Genomic DNA, 16,515 nt, shown 5'->3' on the forward strand with positions numbered 1-16,515 from the left:
ATACATTCAGCGACCATAAGTTGACTGCAACACCGCTGAATCAATAAGATTCTGGTTAATCATAAAACCGATCATGGCAGGTGAAGCATCGGGTGGTACCGGCAGTTTGTCTACCTTCAAGGCATATACCGTCAGAATATAACGATGCTTGCCCGCACCAGCCGGCGGGCAGGCGCCACCAAATCCCCGTTGCCCAAAGTCCGTCACTCCCTGCACAGCTCCTTCGGGCAGATGCTTGCCATCAGGAGTGCCTGCGTTTAGTGGCAAACCCTGTACTGATGCCGGTATATTGTAAACAACCCAATGCCACCAGCCTGATCCAGTTGGTGCATCAGGGTCATACAGCGTCACAGCAAAACTTCTAGCACCTGCGGGAGCTGAAGTCCAGTGTAACTCCGGGGATTGATTGCCACCCTCACATCCGAAGCCATTGAATACATGCACCAGAGGCAATGGTATATCCGGGTTAAATGTGGGGCTGCTCACACGAAAGTCACCTGAAAAAGCAGGAGTCAATACGCCGAAGAGCAAGGCCAAACTGATCAGGTTAACGTAATATTTCATGAAAATCCTCTGTATACAGTGAGTAATTAACCTTGACGTAATTGGTTATTTTTGTGAAAACAGATACGGTCATTGATCGGGATCGAATCATTATTATTCTCGATCAATTTTACAGATGAAAAACGCCAATCAACCCTCCATCAGCTTCCAGCCAACCTGCCCCCCTGCTCTGAGCGGTATCAACTTATCTCCACCAAATTCGATTTCTTCGGGAATTTGCCAGCTTTCTTGGCTTAGTGAAATTTTCCCCGTGTTACGTGGCAAACCGTAAAAATCAGGACCGTGGAAGCTGGCAAATGCTTCCAGCTGATCAAGCTTGCCGGCCCGCTCGAACACTTCGGCATAAAACTCAATAGCAGCATGGGCACTGTAAATACCTGCACAGCCACAGGCTGATTCCTTATCTCCTAGCGGATGGGGAGCACTATCGGTACCAAGGAAGAAACGAGCATGGCCACTGGTTGCCACTGTCACCAGCGCCTGGCGATGAATTTCCCGTTTCAGCACCGGCAGGCAGTAGTGATGTGGTTGTAATCCACCTATAAATAAAGCATTACGGTTCAGCATCAAATGGTGTGCCGTGATGGTAGCGGCAATCCGGTTGGGAACCGCTTGCACAAACTCAACCGCCTCTTTGGTGGTGATATGCTCAAAAACAACGCGCAACCCTGGAAAACGCTGCAGCAACGGGATCAGCATTCGATCTATAAAAAATTTTTCCCGATCGAAAATATCTACTGCAGGATCAACTACTTCTCCATGCACTAGCAAAGGCATATCGAGCTTTTCCATCATCGCCAGCGTAGCTTCGCAACGGGCAATATCCGTAACACCAGCATCAGAATGCGTGGTTGCCCCGGCCGGATATAGTTTAACTGCCTGTACAATTCCACTTGCCTTTGCTCGGCTGATTTCTTCAGGTGTGGTGGTATCGGTCAAGTATAGCGTCATCAGCGGTTCGAACCGGCCAGCCAGTTCCTGTGGTAAGGCAGACAGAATACGGGCTCGATAGGCAGCCGCCTGTGCGGTCGTTACCACGGGCGGCTTAAGATTCGGCATGATAATGGCGCGCGCAAAACGCCGGGCAATATCAGGAAGCACTGACTGCATGGCCCTACCATCACGCAGATGCAAATGCCAGTCATCCGGACGGGTAAACGTCAGCTTGTTTGTCATATCGTTCAATCCGGTTTTCCTCACAAACCAAAAACATAAATTTTCTACCAGAAATCCGCAAAGACTTTTAAGCCTGGCTGGATTGCTTCACGCCACAGGCGTTCGCAATGAACTGTACTTTGTGTCAAGCGAATTCTGGTGAAAACACCACATTTTTCGTAGCAACTATAAAAGCCTGACGCAATAATTTATGTGCAATTGTGATACCAATTCCCCCTTGGGTGGTTTACCTGCGAACTGCAACCACCTTCTCCGTCTTCGCGAGCAGCGAAGCTGCGTGGCGATCCAGTTCTTCTGTTGCGATCGTTGCTGGATTGCTTCGCACTACTGTGCTCGCAATGACGGTAATTGATAACTGTCACATCCCTGCCCTTTGTTCCAGCAGCGCCCGAGCATACAGTTTTTTCCTGCTCTCTCCGGTAATTTCTGCAGCCAGTTGCACGGCCTGTTTCAGAGGTAGATCTCTTTGCAAAATGGCCAATGTATGCACGGCTTGCGGGCTGATATCTTCCTGATCGGGCTCTTCCACTGGCGCCAGCAGCAAAACAAATTCACCTCGCAGACGGTTTTCATCTGCTCGCAGCCAATCCAGGGACTCGCCCAGTATGCTGGTGTGAATCGTCTCGAAAATCTTGGTAAGTTCACGGGCAAATGTGATTTCACGGGTTGGGCCAAATACGGCAACCATATCTGCGACACATTCAAGTACGCGGTGTGGCGCTTCATAAAAAACCGGAATACAAGCGTATAACGTCTTGAGAGACGCCAATTTGCGCTGACGCTCCCCACTTTTGGCTGGTAAAAATCCATAAAAGAAGAAGTGCGGGGCAATCAACCCGGCAGCAGACAAGGCGCACAGCGCCGCATTGGCACCGGGAATCGGTACTACCGGAAAATTTCGCGCGCGCACCTGCTGTACCAGCAAAGCACCCGGATCAGAGATAGCTGGAGTGCCTGCATCAGAAATCAGAGCGACAGATTTGCCAGATACCAGCAACTCAACGATTTTTTCTGTTGCGTTACCTTCGTTATGCTGATGCAGCGGCATGATCCGAGTATGTATAGAGTGCGCAGTGATGTGTACAGCGTGTGCTGCCAGCAGTTTTTGTGCGCTCTGGACATGCTCGGCTGCAATGCAATCGACAGCAGATAGCACCTCTAACGCACGCAGGGAAATATCACGCAAGTTCCCGATGGGTGTACCAACCACATATAATGTTCCTTTAGATACTCCTGCTGCAGTTGGCATATTCTGGTTATAAAACGTCTGTTTTTATGATTTTCTACGGGCGTAACCGCACTATACGGCAGTTCCTCTGCTTTTTCCATTTGCGGCCAGCCAACTTCCAGTCTGTTTAACCAGCTTAAATCCAAGCCAATCTGATATTTTATGACACCTGATCACACAACCGCCCCGCTGGTTCGCTTGCTGCGCTATGGCCATCTGTTTCGTAGCCGCATCTGGCTCGCCACGCTTTATTCAATTCTCAATAAGCTGTTTGATCTGGCGCCACCCGTGCTGATCGGCATGGCAGTGGATATTGTCGTCAATCAGCAAACTTCCATTTTCGCCCATCTGGGATTTCCGGATGTCTCCGCTCAGCTGTGGATACTGGCTACCCTCACGTTGATCGTCTGGGGATTTGAATCCATCTGGGAATACCTGCTCAAGCTGTGCTGGCGCAATCTGGCACAGGATATCCAGCACACCTTGCGTCTGGATGCCTACAGCCACATCCAGAAACTGGAGTTGGCTTATTTTGAGGAACGCAGTACCGGGGGAATGATGGCGATTCTGAACGACGACATCAACCAGCTGGAGCGGTTCCTGGATGTTGGAGCAAATGATCTCATCCAGCTGCTAACCACCGTGATTACGGTAGGCGGCATGTTCATCTACCTGACTCCTAGTGTGGCGTGGATGGCATTATTACCGATGCCATTCGTCGTAGCCGGTTCTTATCTGTTCCAGAAGCGAATTGCTCCGCGCTATATGGCTATCCGCGAGCAGGTCAGCATTTTGAACAGCTATCTGTCCAATAATCTTAGCGGCATTGCCACCATCAAAAGTTATACGGCGGAGCAGCATGAGTTGCACCAAATAGAGCGTGAAAGCCATATCTATCAGGAAAAGAACCAGCATGCCATTGCCCTCAGCGCTGCTTTTGTACCGATCATCCGTATGGTGATTGCACTGGGCTTCAGTGCCATTCTGGTGGCGGCGGGATTAATGGCTGCCGGTGGAGATCTCAATGTTGGCGCATACAGTATTCTGGTATTCATGACCCAGCGCCTGCTGTGGCCACTCACCCGCCTGGGAGAAACACTTGATCTATTCCAGCGGGCAATGGCTTCTACCCACCGCGTACTGAATTTGCTCCAGACTCAACCCACCATTACCGATGGGCCACAAACCCTGACTATTGCACAGATTAGCGGGAAAATTGTTTTTGATGACATCAACTTCCATTATGAGCGACGTGCTTCCACGTTAAGTCATCTTTCCCTGACTGTCCCCGCTGGCGAGACTATTGCGCTGATTGGCGCTACCGGCAGTGGCAAAAGCACGATTGTCAAGCTGCTGCTGCGTTTCTATGAGCCGCAACAAGGCCGTATCCTGCTGGATGGCCACAATATCCGGGATTTACGCCTGCACGATCTGCGCAAATCCATCGGCCTGGTCAGCCAGGATGTTTACCTATTCCACGGTACGGTGTATGAAAACATCGCCTATGGTTCTTTTGGCGCCAGTATGGAAGACGTAATCGCCGCTGCCAAAGCAGCCGAGGCACACGATTTCATCATGGAACTTCCGGATGATTATCAGACTATCGTGGGAGAACGGGGACAAAAACTCTCCGGTGGCCAGCGGCAACGCATCTCCATCGCACGTGCCGTGCTCAAAGACCCGCCAGTGCTGGTGCTCGATGAAGCCACTTCAGCAGTGGATAATGAAACAGAAGCTGCCATCCAGCGCTCACTGGAACGAATTACCATTGGCCGCACCACCATTGTTATCGCTCATCGTCTCTCTACTATCCGTAACGCCCATTGTATTTATGTGCTGGACAAGGGGGAAGTGGTGGAAACAGGCACGCACGAAGCGCTCCTGACGCATAACGGCCTGTATGCCAACCTGTGGCGGGTACAAACCGGTGAAAAGATGAGAACGCACGGATAAAAATGGATTCTTACGAATATGGTACATAACCATAAAACGCTGTTTTTGCGAATCCTGAAAGGACGAAACAATCCGACTACATCATTACAGTCTTTGCGACTGCGAAGTAATGAGGCAGGAAGCAATCCAGAACCCTTTGCCAATTAACAACAAATAACACCCATGTCCTCCACAGAAAACAAAGGTAGCGATGCCGAGCAGCGCGCTGCTACCTTTCTCCAGCAACAGAAACTGACGTTGCTGGAAAGAAATTACCGCTGCCGCTTCGGTGAAATCGACCTGATCATGCAGGATGGCGACATGGTGGTATTCGTTGAAGTCAGGATGCGTTCCAGCGACCGGTTTGGTGGCGCATCCGCCAGCATCACCCCCGTCAAGCAGCTCAAGCTGACACGCGCTGCCCGGCATTATCTGGCAACGCACGATGATGATTTTCCCTGCCGCTTCGATGCAATTCTGATTTCCGGCGAACGGGAGAATGAAATCGAATGGATCAGGAATGCGTTTGATGAAAGCTGACGACAAGCTATCAGCCTCCTCATTTTCATCATAATAAGCAGACAATTCCCCCTTTCCTCACTGATTAAAATCAACGCCAAACGCAGCAAAATACCTGAAACCTTATTTCTGAAATTTCAAAGCAGTTGATTTGCTCTGATCAGGATAACAAGCTGCCACGAAGCTGATCAAATGAGCAAGGTGTCATCAAAACAGAAGATTGTGATATTTAATTTACTAAACTCTTATTAATTCAATTATTTACTAAACAATGAGTTTTGCTATACACCTATTTACAAAGAAGTATGCACCGTTTGCGGTGCATACTGAACGTTAGGCTTCATATGGCACTACCACCGTACTTCGTGAGCTATGAAGAATGCCGCGCGGACACACTGGCAATTTTCTCTTCTAGGCTCTTACAGCTTCCCAAGAAGCGAGTTGGCGATGTCACTCTTTCAGAGCTCTGTTCGTTCTCTGAATATCCAAACGGCCTGTACTTTTTCTTTGATGAAGAAAACCACCTTTGGTATGTTGGAAAGTCAACGTCCCGCAGCTTCATAGAACGAGTGCCATCGCACTTCGACACTCGGGAAGATGCGTGGTTTAACACGCTCCCAAAGAAGATCATGGATGTTTGCTCCATTGGCGAGTACGTCGATGCGCATTCATTAGGCCTATCTCTTCACCTGGTGCTACTCGGTGTGAAAGAAAAGCAGACCGCAATCAATCTCGAAGGTGCATTGCGCGACTACCTTCAGCCAGAACTAAACAAGGCGAAGAAACAAAAGGCAATTGGAACGACGGTCTTAGCGTCGTATGAAGCCTAACCCGTCATTGCAGCGGACTGCCTTCGGCAGCCGCTGAACTCCAACGTCAGGTTCAGTCAGTAGTGATATCTCAGTAGAGCAATAAACAATGAGTCATCCGCAACTTTATAGATGATCCGGTGCCCGTCATTGATACGGCGTGACCAATAGCCTGACAGCGCATGTTTCAGCGGCTCGGGTTTGCCGGTACCCTTGTGTGGTGGCATTCTTGTAATCTCTTTCACCAGCGTATTGATTCGCTGTACGGTTTTTCGGTCTGTCTTTTGCCAGTGCAAATAGTCCTCCCAGGCCTGCTCAGAAAAAACCGGCTTCACTCTGTCAGATTTCTCGTTTCGCCTCTGCCTGATTCGGCAGACAGGATTATTTGACCAATTACAGACTGGATACCGCCAAGCCGCCAACATTAAATCTTTTTAAAGCTTGTAGGTGCATCAAGTATCTTGAATTTTAAAACCAAAATTAACTTTCGTTATAATGTGTAGCTACATTGGTTATAACATTAGGACACGAGATGATTGAGTTGAAGGTCAGAAAGTTTGGCAATTCTCTTGGCATTGTTTTACCAAAAGAAGTGGTTAACCATTTACGCACTGGGGATGGGCAGCGGTTGTTTTTAACCGAAGCATCTGATGGAAGGTACCTTATTACACCATATGATCCCTCATTCAGCGAAAAAATGGCAAAGGTAGAAGATATAATATGTAATCGGTACCGTAACACGCTCCATGTACTGGCCAAGTGACAACGCCTGTCTGGATAAACGAGCAAGATGTCCTCGCCATTCATGAGCGTTTAATTTTCTGCATGGCGGTGCATCAGGTATCCAGCACTTGCAACACCGCTCAATTTTTTGTCTACGAACAGCAGTCTGATATTTTCCTTCTAACCACTGCCTACACAAACAACTCAATAGCTACAGGTTTATCGTTAACGAAGGGAAGGGGATATATCAACTGTAACGTAACAAACATCGATCCACTCCACCACAATGCGAGACTAAATACATAGCCCCTGAAAAACGCCACGAACAACACTGGAAATTACTCCTTAAATCGAATATCAATCTTGCCATCTGCCACCTGAATATGCTCCACGCCTTCAGAGAAAGATTTCCAGAAACCGGGATCAACGCCAAACTCGCTGACTAGATCGATATTTTTCAGCCCGCCCAGCCAGGCATTAGGAATGGGGACTCCCATGATACTAACGCCCTTGAGGATGATAACCGGCTTGTTATCCCGGTAAGCCATACCAAGACCGGCATTCAGACGCAGCGTTTTCCCACCCAGCACTGGAAAATCCTCCTCCAGCGGTAACAGCAGTTTGGCACTGACAAGATCATCCGCAAAATCAATTGCCAGCTTCTGCGCCAAATCAGTATTTTTGGCCAGCAGTGCATTTATTTCTCGCTCGGTAAAGCTGACTTCACGCTTAGCACCCTGTTCAGAATACGCCTCTGGTTTCAGGAAACCATCCTGGCCAATTTCATCCTGGTATTTATCACTCTGATTTGCTTGCCGCCCTGTTTGCGATGATGTAAATGAAAAGTCATAGCCAATTGCCCGCAGCTTCTGCTGCAGCGTCTTCTCTTCCTTTTGACTCAACTCAACCGGCTCAAAGGATGAAACAAAAATATACGTTTTGAGCACCCAGTACGTCCCGGCCACAGTCAGCACCATCGTGGCCAGAACAATCAACAGCACATGCGTCCAGTGCATAGCAGTCCTTTTATCAGTATCCAAGCTGGACTCCATCCCAAACCAATAAAACAGACTCAGGCAGCCTGATGAATTGTTGCATATTAATGATAAACTTTATTCCGAGTTCGGTTATCAGGTCTATGGTGAAAATGCCTTTGATTCTACCAGTTAAACTAATAAATTAAGCTACCTCATTCTGGCTTGGTTATTCTTTCGGAAAAGGCTTTGGTGAAACGCTTTTGAGACAGCCCATGAATAACAAAATCAGGATAACAACAATTATCACTTATGGAGAAAAATACAATGAATCTTCCATTTCAAAATGAAGCGCTGGGTAAATTAACCCTACGCCTGACGGTAGGTGTGCTCATGCTGTTTCACGGGGTATACAAATTGTTGAATCCAGCCTCTCTGGATTTCATCAATGTGCAGCTCGCTGGTACCAATCTGCCACAAGCACTGGCTTATGGCGTTTATCTGGGAGAAGTCATTGCGCCACTTATGATTATTCTTGGAATTTTTTCCCGGCTTGGTGGCCTGTTCGTTGTCGGTAATATGATATTTGCAATAGGACTTGCTCATCACACCCAATTATTCACGTTAACCGATCATGGTGGGTATGCGCTGGAACTACAGATTTTCTTTTTATTAACAGGACTCGCGGTATTTTTTCTTGGCAGCGGAAAAATTGCAGTTAAACCAGATTAGAGTACGGCTTGCAGACAATTAATCTCGCATGCCTGCTCCCGGATAAGAAGTGGCTCTGTCAGATAGCGGGGCCACTGTTATCTCCGTGGCCCTGCACTTCAATGAATACATCCATCAGCTGCCCCACATAGACGGGTAATTTTTCCCGGTCAAAACTGTAAAGTACCTGCAATACCCGCGTATCTACCTGTTCAGTGCTGTCGCCGGTGAGGGACCGCTTGGGAACGACATAAGGTTCGACATACGCTGGTGTCAGTTCAACACTGAAATCCCGGTTCCCCCGCAGGTAAGCCACAGCCCTGCTGTGTCGATCGAATCGCCAGGCATCATTCTCGTCAATATCCACCCGCACATGCAACGGATCCAGATTGCCCAGCAGCATCAGCGGAGTCGCCAGAAAACCCGTCTGGGCAAATTCACCAGGACGAACGTTGACTTGCAGAACCTCACCATCTACCGATGCCCGGACAATCAGTAAATCAAGTGTAGTCTGCGTACTGGCCAGCAAAGCGTCTGCCTGCCGGACGGCAGCTTCCGCACTGCTCAACCGGGCTTTACTGATACGCAAGGTGTTATGCCGCCTGAGTACTTCCTCGTCGCTAACTGCACGCTGCTTGAGCAGTGGTTCAACCAGTTTGCTCAGTGATTCGCTATCCTTGAGTATCGCTCTGGCCTCCACGAGGCCCGCTCTTGCTCGGGCCAGATCCGCCTTTCTAGTGACCAGTTCTGCACGCGCTTCGCGATCATCCAGATAAAAGAGCGGCGTACCTGCCTTGACTTTATCTCCCACCTCAACCGCAACTCGGGTAACCAGCCCGGACAAAGCGGTACCAATGGCAATATTCCGGCTTTTCGCCTCGACGATACCCGCTCCCGCAATAAACGATTCGTAAGGCGAGGCAGCTGGCTCTGCCGCAGCAAGAGCCACTGGGAGCGGCTGATTACTGCTGACGATCGTATAGGATGCGAACAGAAATCCGCTGACCGCCAATATAGGCAAGGTACGTCCGATTTTCATGATGGTTTCTTACAATAAAGCGACATTTGTATTCAATGCGCAGCAGAAGTGTCTGTTATCTTTACAATCCGGCCATCATCCATCTCGGCAGTACGGTCGGCAAAACTGAAAATCCGGGAATCATGCGTAACAATGACCAGTGCCCGATTACTTTGTAAAACCGTATTTTTAAGCAACTGCATGACGGTGTGGCCGGTTTCATGATCTAGCGCACTGGTCGGCTCATCACAAACGATCAGCCCGGGATCGTGAATCAGCGCCCGGGCAATTGCCACGCGCTGCTGCTGCCCACCAGAAAGCTGTGAGGGCAAGAAAGTGGTGCGATCACCAAGGCCAACTTGTTCGAGAATGCTATTTGCCTTGCGTTCAGCCTCAGCTCGCCTGATACCATTAATGAGCAACGGCACCGATACGTTTTCGGCCACCGTAAGCGAGGGCAGTAAATTGAACGCCTGAAAAACAAAACCGATGTGGCTGGCTCTGAATTTCAGTTTTTCCCGGTTTGACATGGCAGCCAAATCCTTACCAAACACCTCACAACTTCCCTCATCCTGATCAAGAATACCGGCGATAACCGAAATCAGAGTGGTTTTCCCACACCCGGAAGGACCCACCAGCATCATTAGCTCACCAGTCGCAATATCCAGATCAATACCACCGAGCGCGGTCACTCTCTGGCCGCCAGAATCATATATTTTTACGATCTTTCGGCAGCGCACTGCCAGCATATATGCACTCATCAACTCTTGAAGACGACAGCAGGTTCCAGACGGATCACCTTGAGTATGCTGATAACCGCAGCAAATACGCAGATAAGGCCAATTCCCACACCACTGAAAATCAGCAGTTGCCAGGTAAATTTGAATGCAAGTATGCTATCGTGCATGAAATAGCCAAACAGCGCGGTTGAACCTACACCAAGTCCGTAACCGATGCTTCCCACCAGAATGGCCTGGAGCAAAATCATTTGCAGCAAGATTCTGTTACTGGTTCCCATGGCTTTCAGCACACCAAACTGGCGCAAGTTATCCAGCGTAAAATTATAAAAAGTTTGCCCGGCGATGGCTGCACCCACCATAAATCCCAACAGCACCGAAATCCCGAAATTAATTGGAATACCTGTATTCTTCATGAAATAGTCGTAGGTCAGATCCATGAATTCCTGACGGGTATAGGCAGCCAGACCGGTGGATTCACGGATGCGACGGGTCAATACGGATAGGTCCTGTCCGGGTTTAGCCTTGACCAGAATGAAGGAAAGCAGTTTTCGCTCTCGTGGCGCATAACTTTTTGCCCGCGAATACGTCGTGTAAATAATGGGCTGTGCCTGAAAAGTGCGGGAGATTTTTGCAATACCGACGACAACCGCGCGGTGATCATTCACTTCCAGACTGTCACCAACTTTGATGGGCACTGACTTTCCGCCAGATTCACGTGACGGCTTTGCAAGTTTATCCCGCGCCCCATCAATATCGACGACAACGCCGTCACTGCGGCGCAAATCTTCGATGTTGCCTTCCAGCATGATAGGCGGGCCGCCGATGAGCGTGGCATCATCCAGCCCGACGACGAAACAGCTCTGGAATGTGCCATTAGCCAAACGAGCTCTCAATAGCCCCTTGTACATTGGCGTCGCCCATTCCACTCCGGAAACTCCCCGTACCCGGTAGAGCTCGGTATCCTGCAAAGGTTTGATGTCATCAACAAATTGTACTTTAGAGTCCATTACCCAGATATCAGGCAGGCTCACATCCGTTATGAAACTGTAGGTTCTAGTCATCAGGCCGAGAAAAATAGCAGGTTGCTGGGTCATGATCAGGGAAGCGAAGGTCAGCCCCATGATGATACCCAGATATTTCCCCCTGTCCCCCGTCAGCATTTTCAACGCGATGTGATACTTGGATTGCCAGTGCCCGGCACAGCCCTATAAAAACAGTTAACTTCAAACCTTCTGAAGAGATCATCCGATGACATCACCTGAGCCGGTGATTGTCAAGCTGACCGCAAAAATACCCATGACACATAGTTTTTCAGCTCCGAAAACCATTGTGATCAGTTCATACAACTGACTTTTCACAGTATTCATCAGTACCGTAACCACGAATAAGTACTCTGAAAATTCTTGACAAAATCATCAAACGGCGCAAGATAAAAACGCATTACACAAGAAAGAAGTGAGGTTGCCAGTAACGGGTTGGAGTTGTCCGTTGCCAAACAAGTCTGCCGCATGAAAGGAGAGTGCCACCATGAGTATTCGTAATATTCAGCCTGGTTTCCGTCAAGTCTCGTCACACTACACTATCTTTCAGGAACGGGTTGATGATGCCTACAAAATCAGGAGAAAACTGCCAGAACCAACCGTGTGTCCACAATGCAATGCAATATTCCAGAAAGGCCGCTGGCAATGGTTTGAAATCCCCGTAAATGCACAGCAACATCCCTGTCCAGCCTGCCAACGCATACTTGATCATTACCCGGCTGGCTATTTAACGCTGGAAGGAGAGTTTTTCCAGTCTCATCGTGATGAAATTTTACATCTTGTGCAGAATTTCGAGAAAACGAAAAAATCTCAACATCCGCTACAACGTATTATCGCGACAGAAGAACAAAATAACAGTCTGCTGATTACGACCACAGACATCCATCTGGCACGCGGCATTGGTGAGGCGATTCATGATGCCTATCAAGGCAACCTGGAACTTCAATATAACCAGGATGAAAACTTGTTGCGGGTGTACTGGTCACGTTAAACCGTTAACCAATTAATCTGTTCTTAAAACATATACAGGAGACTGCCATGACTGTCAGTGAAATTTGTAACCGGGAAGTCAGAACCATTCAACGCGACGGATCTATACTGGAAGCGGCCAGGCTGATGCGCCAATATCATGTCGGCGCGCTTATTGTGATCGATAAAGTGAACGATCGCGCAATACCGGTCGGAGTCATTACTGATCGCGACCTTGTAGTGGAAGTTCTCGCTACCGGGCTGGATAAAGAAGCAATTACCGTCGACGATGTCATGACACAAGAACTGTTCGCCGTAAAAGAAAATACTGCCATACACGATGCAATTAATTTTATGCGCCGGAAAACTATCCGCCGTTTGCCGATTATTAACGATGCCGGTGAGCTGACTGGAATCATTACAACAGACGATGTTATGGAAATATTATCGGAAGAAGTGCTTGATCTTGCAAAATTGATCCGGTACGAGCATAAAAAAGAAATACGCCATCGCCCCTAACCGGTTTCTGCCAGAAGCTCGTTAGTACAACTGCTACAACCACGGCAGCTACAGGACAAGTTTGCTACTTGCTTCTCGCATACTCTCTTGAAATTTTGCTGAATCGCTCAATATTGAGACCAGTTAACAATTCCTGAGAGGAAGTAGCATGGAACAATCCGCTGTAACCCCATTTGAGCTGCCCGCTGACATCATCGCCCTGGTACCGATGCGGAACGTCGTGCTGTTTCCACATGTCGTTATGCCTATCACGGTTGGCCGAGCGCAATCAATTGCATCGATTCAGCATGTCCTGCAAGCAAAAACGCCAGTCGGTATCGTGCTGCAGAAAGACCCTGCGATTGAGGAACCCGGATCAGATGCACTTTACCCGGTAGGCACCCTCGCCAATGTCGTGCGCCACATCACATCCGAAGATGGCACGCATCATGCAATTTTTCTGGGCGTTGAACGCTTCCGGATCAAAGAACTGGTTGAAGGCTATCCCTTCATTGCCGCACGGATACAACGCATCCCGGAAACCATACCAGATACCACGCAAGTAGAAGCACTCACGCTGCAATTGCGTGAACGTGCCATGGAAATTTTATCACTGTTGCCTGGTGTACCGGCTGAACTGGCGCATGCACTGCAGGCAACCCGTGCACCGTCTGATCTGGCAGACATTACTGCCAGTCTGCTCGACACTGAAGTAGCTGAAAAGCAGGCGCTGCTGGAAACAATTGATATTGAAGAACGTCTGCATAAAGTGTTACAAATTCTGGCGCGACGCATTGAGGTTCTGCGACTTTCACAGGAAATAGGCGAGCGTACCAAGGAACAAATGGAAGATCGCGAACGCAAGTTTTTGTTACGCGAGCAACTGAAAGCCATCCAGAAAGAACTTGGCGAAGAGGGTGAAAATGAACAGGAAGTCGCCAAACTGGATGAGGCCATTACTGCTGCTGGTATGCCGGAAGATATTGAACAGCAAACCCGCAAGGAATTACAGCGATTACAGCGGATGCCTGCTGCTTCCAGCGAATTTTCCATGCTGCATACTTACCTTGAATGGATGACAGAATTACCCTGGAAATTACCGGAAGAAGCACCAATAAACCTTGATGCTGCACGCTCAATTCTTGAAACTGATCATTTTGGATTAGAACGAATCAAACAACGCATCATCGAATTTCTTGCTGTGCAAAAATTGAAACCACAAGGCCGCGCACCGATTCTCTGTTTTGTCGGTCCGCCGGGTGTCGGAAAAACTTCGCTCGGACAAAGTATTGCCCGCGCGTTACAGCGTCCGTTTGTCCGGGTATCGCTGGGTGGCATACATGATGAAGCGGAAATGCGCGGTCATCGTCGCACTTACGTTGGTGCCATGCCAGGCAATATTGTGCAGAATCTACGCAAGGCTGGCGCACGCAACTGCGTAATGATGCTGGATGAAATTGACAAAATGACCGCCAGCGCACATGGAGATCCCTCTGCAGCGTTGCTGGAAATCCTTGACCCTGAGCAGAATGCGACATTCCGCGATAACTATCTGGGAGTCCCGTTCGATTTGAGTCGAGTAGTTTTCATCGCCACAGCCAATGTCATTGATCAGGTCTCACCGCCGGTCCGCGATCGGATGGAAATTATTGATCTGCCGGGTTATACATCGGAAGAAAAACTGCAAATCGCACAACGTTATCTGGTGCAACGACAAAGCGAAGCCAACGGCCTGCAATCGAACCAATGCATGTTGTTACCTGAAGCCTTGCAAAGCATTATTGCCAATTACACCCGTGAAGCGGGCGTGCGCCAGTTCGAGCGTGAGATCAGCCGGATCATGCGCCACGCTGCCTTGAAAATCGCGCAAGGCGAGCAGCAACAGGTGCAAATCGATGCGAACAATCTGACGGATATCCTGGGCCCTGAAAAATATGAACACGAACTGGCACTCCGCACCAGTTTGCCGGGGGTGGCAACCGGCTTAGCCTGGACACCAGTCGGTGGAGATATCCTGTTCATCGAGGCTACGCGCGTTAGTGGCAGTGGCCGTCTGATCCTGACCGGGCAGCTTGGTGATGTGATGAAAGAAAGTGCACAGGCCGCACTCACGCTGGTCAAGGCACGCGCGGGTGATTTGAATATTCCAGCTTCCATGTTTGATGGAATCGACGTGCATTTGCATGTGCCTGCCGGTGCCATTCCTAAAGATGGACCAAGTGCCGGGGTAGCAATGTTTACCGCACTGGCTTCGTTATTCACCAATCAGCCGGTACGGCACGATGTTGCAATGACGGGTGAAATCAGTCTGCGCGGACTGGTTTTGCCAGTAGGCGGCATCAAGGAAAAAATACTGGCAGCACAACGCGCCGGTATTCAAACCGTGCTGTTGCCTGCCCGGAACCGGAAGGATCTGCATGATGTTCCCGAAGCAACACGCACAGCCATGCAGTTTGTTTTCCTGGAAACTGCTGATGATGCCATTCAAGCAGCCCTGGATGTTTCTATTAACGCATCATCGGGCAACAGCGATCAGGAATCGTCCTGAAGACAAGAAGCCGCTGCTATCCACTTTCTTAGAATCTGTTCAATATCTCACTGAAAAGCGCATTACTGCGTTGAAATTGAACTGTATCCCTTGAACAGGTTCTTACAGCAGCGGCAATTTGTCGCATAGCCATTAAGTGTCATCCGGGTTATAGTTAAATTATCAGGCAGCTTTTTTTCATCTGTCATATTGCTGTCCGATCATAGTCGCAATCCTGACACGTTCAACTCATACAAGGAGAAAACCTTATGGGAAACGAAGCACAGAACACGACAAGCACTCCACCCTTCCATTGTCAGAACAATTACTCATCCGTATACGAGACAGGTCAGCTGCGGCGCGCAAAAATGCATGCTGCCCATTTGATCGGTCACTTTGGCAGCAATAAAAATCTCCCGACAGCGTTACTTCAGTTACTTGAAACCAGTATCATCTTGAAGACAACTGATTCAAAAGTACTCGCTCACCGATTAAAACGAAAACAGGCCGCCATTCATGCCGATTTACAAAAAATATGCCACTTCCTCACGAAAGAACCGGGATGATGGCATTCCCCGTCAGTTATCAGCGCCCATATATGACAGATCACGATTAGACTGCAATGATTGACTATTGGATGTGGATGGAGCATTGTTTTCAGTCCGATAGAACCCATATACCATCTCATTCTTTTACTGATGAATTATCACGACTTATAACCTTTCAGCTTCACAAGAAAATGGAATAAAAATGAAATTTCCTATCCTGATTTTATTATTGCTGGCTGCTCCTGTTTCATTTGCAACCAGCGATCTATCCAGTTTGCAGCGGCAAACTAATACAGCTTATGAACAGATGAAAGAGGCTGAAAATAAGGCCAGCAAGGCAAAAAAAGAGATGCAGATCAAACAGGATAATTTGCGCTACTACCAGGAAAAAGTAACTGAAACCGAGAAAGAATTCCAGACTGCACAACAGGCTTCACAAAAAGCTGAAGAAAATCTGACAGCAGCCAAAAAAAGATGGAATGACTATTCTGAAGAGCTTTACCAGAAATGGCGTCAATAGGAATCAAGGAATAAGACAA

Annotated in this window: 19 protein-coding genes; 10 read left to right on the forward strand and 9 right to left on the reverse strand. The window is 48.6% G+C overall.

Annotated features, from left to right (window positions below):
- Nucleotides 1-6 precede the first annotated feature (6 nt).
- The 3 genes from BM331_RS04910 to rsmI all read right to left on the reverse strand — a co-directional run bounded on the left by BM331_RS04910 (nucleotide 7) and on the right by rsmI (nucleotide 2,989).
- Nucleotides 7-564 carry a YbhB/YbcL family Raf kinase inhibitor-like protein gene (locus BM331_RS04910; protein ID WP_074927607.1) on the reverse strand — a complete coding sequence of 186 codons (558 nt, stop codon included), beginning with the start codon at nucleotides 562-564 and terminating at the stop codon, nucleotides 7-9.
- Between the two features lie 129 nt (nucleotides 565-693).
- Nucleotides 694-1,740, reverse strand: coding sequence for a dihydroorotase (pyrC, locus tag BM331_RS04915; RefSeq protein ID WP_074927608.1), 1,047 nt, complete (start codon nucleotides 1,738-1,740; stop codon nucleotides 694-696).
- A 358-nt stretch (nucleotides 1,741-2,098) separates the two neighbouring features.
- Nucleotides 2,099-2,989, reverse strand: coding sequence for a 16S rRNA (cytidine(1402)-2'-O)-methyltransferase (gene rsmI, locus BM331_RS04920; protein WP_074927610.1), 891 nt, complete (start codon nucleotides 2,987-2,989; stop codon nucleotides 2,099-2,101).
- Nucleotides 2,990-3,130: 141 nt separating this feature from the next.
- Here rsmI and BM331_RS04925 point away from each other — a divergent pair, with 141 nt between their 5' ends.
- The 3 genes from BM331_RS04925 (at nucleotide 3,131) to BM331_RS04935 (ending at nucleotide 6,249) form a co-directional block, all read left to right on the forward strand.
- Nucleotides 3,131-4,921, forward strand: a complete 1,791-nt coding sequence (locus tag BM331_RS04925; protein WP_074927612.1) for an ABC transporter ATP-binding protein — start codon at nucleotides 3,131-3,133, stop codon at nucleotides 4,919-4,921.
- A gap of 162 nt (nucleotides 4,922-5,083) precedes the next feature.
- The gene (locus BM331_RS04930; protein ID WP_074927614.1) at nucleotides 5,084-5,440 is read left to right on the forward strand and encodes a YraN family protein; all 357 of its coding nucleotides are present in this window, start codon (nucleotides 5,084-5,086) and stop codon (nucleotides 5,438-5,440) included.
- A gap of 344 nt (nucleotides 5,441-5,784) precedes the next feature.
- Entirely contained in the window at nucleotides 5,785-6,249 is a 465-nt protein-coding gene (locus BM331_RS04935; RefSeq protein WP_218154550.1) for a hypothetical protein, read from the forward strand.
- A 56-nt stretch (nucleotides 6,250-6,305) separates the two neighbouring features.
- On the opposite strand, the gene BM331_RS04940 is transcribed toward BM331_RS04935, so the two are convergent.
- The gene (locus BM331_RS04940) at nucleotides 6,306-6,563 is read right to left on the reverse strand and encodes a Txe/YoeB family addiction module toxin (protein ID WP_074927618.1); all 258 of its coding nucleotides are present in this window, start codon (nucleotides 6,561-6,563) and stop codon (nucleotides 6,306-6,308) included.
- A gap of 197 nt (nucleotides 6,564-6,760) precedes the next feature.
- Here BM331_RS04940 and BM331_RS12365 point away from each other — a divergent pair, with 197 nt between their 5' ends.
- Nucleotides 6,761-6,991, forward strand: a complete 231-nt coding sequence (locus tag BM331_RS12365) for an AbrB/MazE/SpoVT family DNA-binding domain-containing protein (RefSeq protein WP_074927620.1) — start codon at nucleotides 6,761-6,763, stop codon at nucleotides 6,989-6,991.
- A gap of 298 nt (nucleotides 6,992-7,289) precedes the next feature.
- Here BM331_RS12365 and BM331_RS04950 read toward each other — a convergent pair whose 3' ends face one another.
- On the reverse strand, nucleotides 7,290-7,967 hold the full coding sequence (locus BM331_RS04950) for an arginine N-succinyltransferase (RefSeq protein ID WP_256214821.1): 678 nt from the start codon (nucleotides 7,965-7,967) through the stop codon (nucleotides 7,290-7,292).
- 285 nt (nucleotides 7,968-8,252) lie between these two features.
- Here BM331_RS04950 and BM331_RS04955 point away from each other — a divergent pair, with 285 nt between their 5' ends.
- Nucleotides 8,253-8,657 (forward strand): DoxX family protein, encoded by a 405-nt coding sequence (locus tag BM331_RS04955; RefSeq protein WP_074927624.1) that lies wholly within the window; start codon nucleotides 8,253-8,255, stop codon nucleotides 8,655-8,657.
- 58 nt (nucleotides 8,658-8,715) lie between these two features.
- Here the strand turns inward: BM331_RS04955 and BM331_RS04960 are convergent, their stop codons facing one another.
- The 4 genes from BM331_RS04960 to BM331_RS12170 form a co-directional block, all read right to left on the reverse strand.
- Complete coding sequence (locus BM331_RS04960) at nucleotides 8,716-9,675, reverse strand: efflux RND transporter periplasmic adaptor subunit (protein ID WP_074927626.1); 960 nt, start codon at nucleotides 9,673-9,675, stop codon at nucleotides 8,716-8,718.
- Nucleotides 9,676-9,707: 32 nt separating this feature from the next.
- On the reverse strand, nucleotides 9,708-10,415 hold the full coding sequence (locus BM331_RS04965) for an ABC transporter ATP-binding protein (protein ID WP_074927628.1): 708 nt from the start codon (nucleotides 10,413-10,415) through the stop codon (nucleotides 9,708-9,710).
- Nucleotides 10,415-11,554 carry an ABC transporter permease gene (locus BM331_RS04970; RefSeq protein ID WP_256214830.1) on the reverse strand — a complete coding sequence of 380 codons (1,140 nt, stop codon included), beginning with the start codon at nucleotides 11,552-11,554 and terminating at the stop codon, nucleotides 10,415-10,417. The genes BM331_RS04965 and BM331_RS04970 overlap by 1 nt, the downstream gene beginning before the upstream one ends.
- Nucleotides 11,555-11,635: 81 nt before the next feature.
- Nucleotides 11,636-11,761 (reverse strand): hypothetical protein, encoded by a 126-nt coding sequence (locus BM331_RS12170; protein WP_256214822.1) that lies wholly within the window; start codon nucleotides 11,759-11,761, stop codon nucleotides 11,636-11,638.
- A 160-nt stretch (nucleotides 11,762-11,921) separates the two neighbouring features.
- Here BM331_RS12170 and BM331_RS04975 point away from each other — a divergent pair, with 160 nt between their 5' ends.
- The 5 genes from BM331_RS04975 (at nucleotide 11,922) to BM331_RS04995 (ending at nucleotide 16,496) form a co-directional block, all read left to right on the forward strand.
- Complete coding sequence (locus BM331_RS04975; protein WP_074927630.1) at nucleotides 11,922-12,425, forward strand: BCAM0308 family protein; 504 nt, start codon at nucleotides 11,922-11,924, stop codon at nucleotides 12,423-12,425.
- A gap of 47 nt (nucleotides 12,426-12,472) precedes the next feature.
- Nucleotides 12,473-12,922 carry a CBS domain-containing protein gene (locus BM331_RS04980; RefSeq protein ID WP_074927632.1) on the forward strand — a complete coding sequence of 150 codons (450 nt, stop codon included), beginning with the start codon at nucleotides 12,473-12,475 and terminating at the stop codon, nucleotides 12,920-12,922.
- 148 nt (nucleotides 12,923-13,070) lie between these two features.
- The gene (lon, locus tag BM331_RS04985; protein ID WP_074927634.1) at nucleotides 13,071-15,449 is read left to right on the forward strand and encodes an endopeptidase La; all 2,379 of its coding nucleotides are present in this window, start codon (nucleotides 13,071-13,073) and stop codon (nucleotides 15,447-15,449) included.
- Nucleotides 15,450-15,697: 248 nt separating this feature from the next.
- Nucleotides 15,698-15,994, forward strand: a complete 297-nt coding sequence (locus tag BM331_RS04990; protein WP_074927636.1) for a hypothetical protein — start codon at nucleotides 15,698-15,700, stop codon at nucleotides 15,992-15,994.
- 184 nt (nucleotides 15,995-16,178) lie between these two features.
- A complete protein-coding gene (locus BM331_RS04995; protein ID WP_074927638.1) occupies nucleotides 16,179-16,496 on the forward strand; it encodes a hypothetical protein in 318 nt (105 codons plus the stop codon).
- Nucleotides 16,497-16,515 lie beyond the last annotated feature (19 nt).

It is taken from the genome of Nitrosomonas eutropha (assembly GCF_900116685.1).
GTDB classification, from domain to species: Bacteria; Pseudomonadota; Gammaproteobacteria; order Burkholderiales; family Nitrosomonadaceae; genus Nitrosomonas; species Nitrosomonas eutropha_A.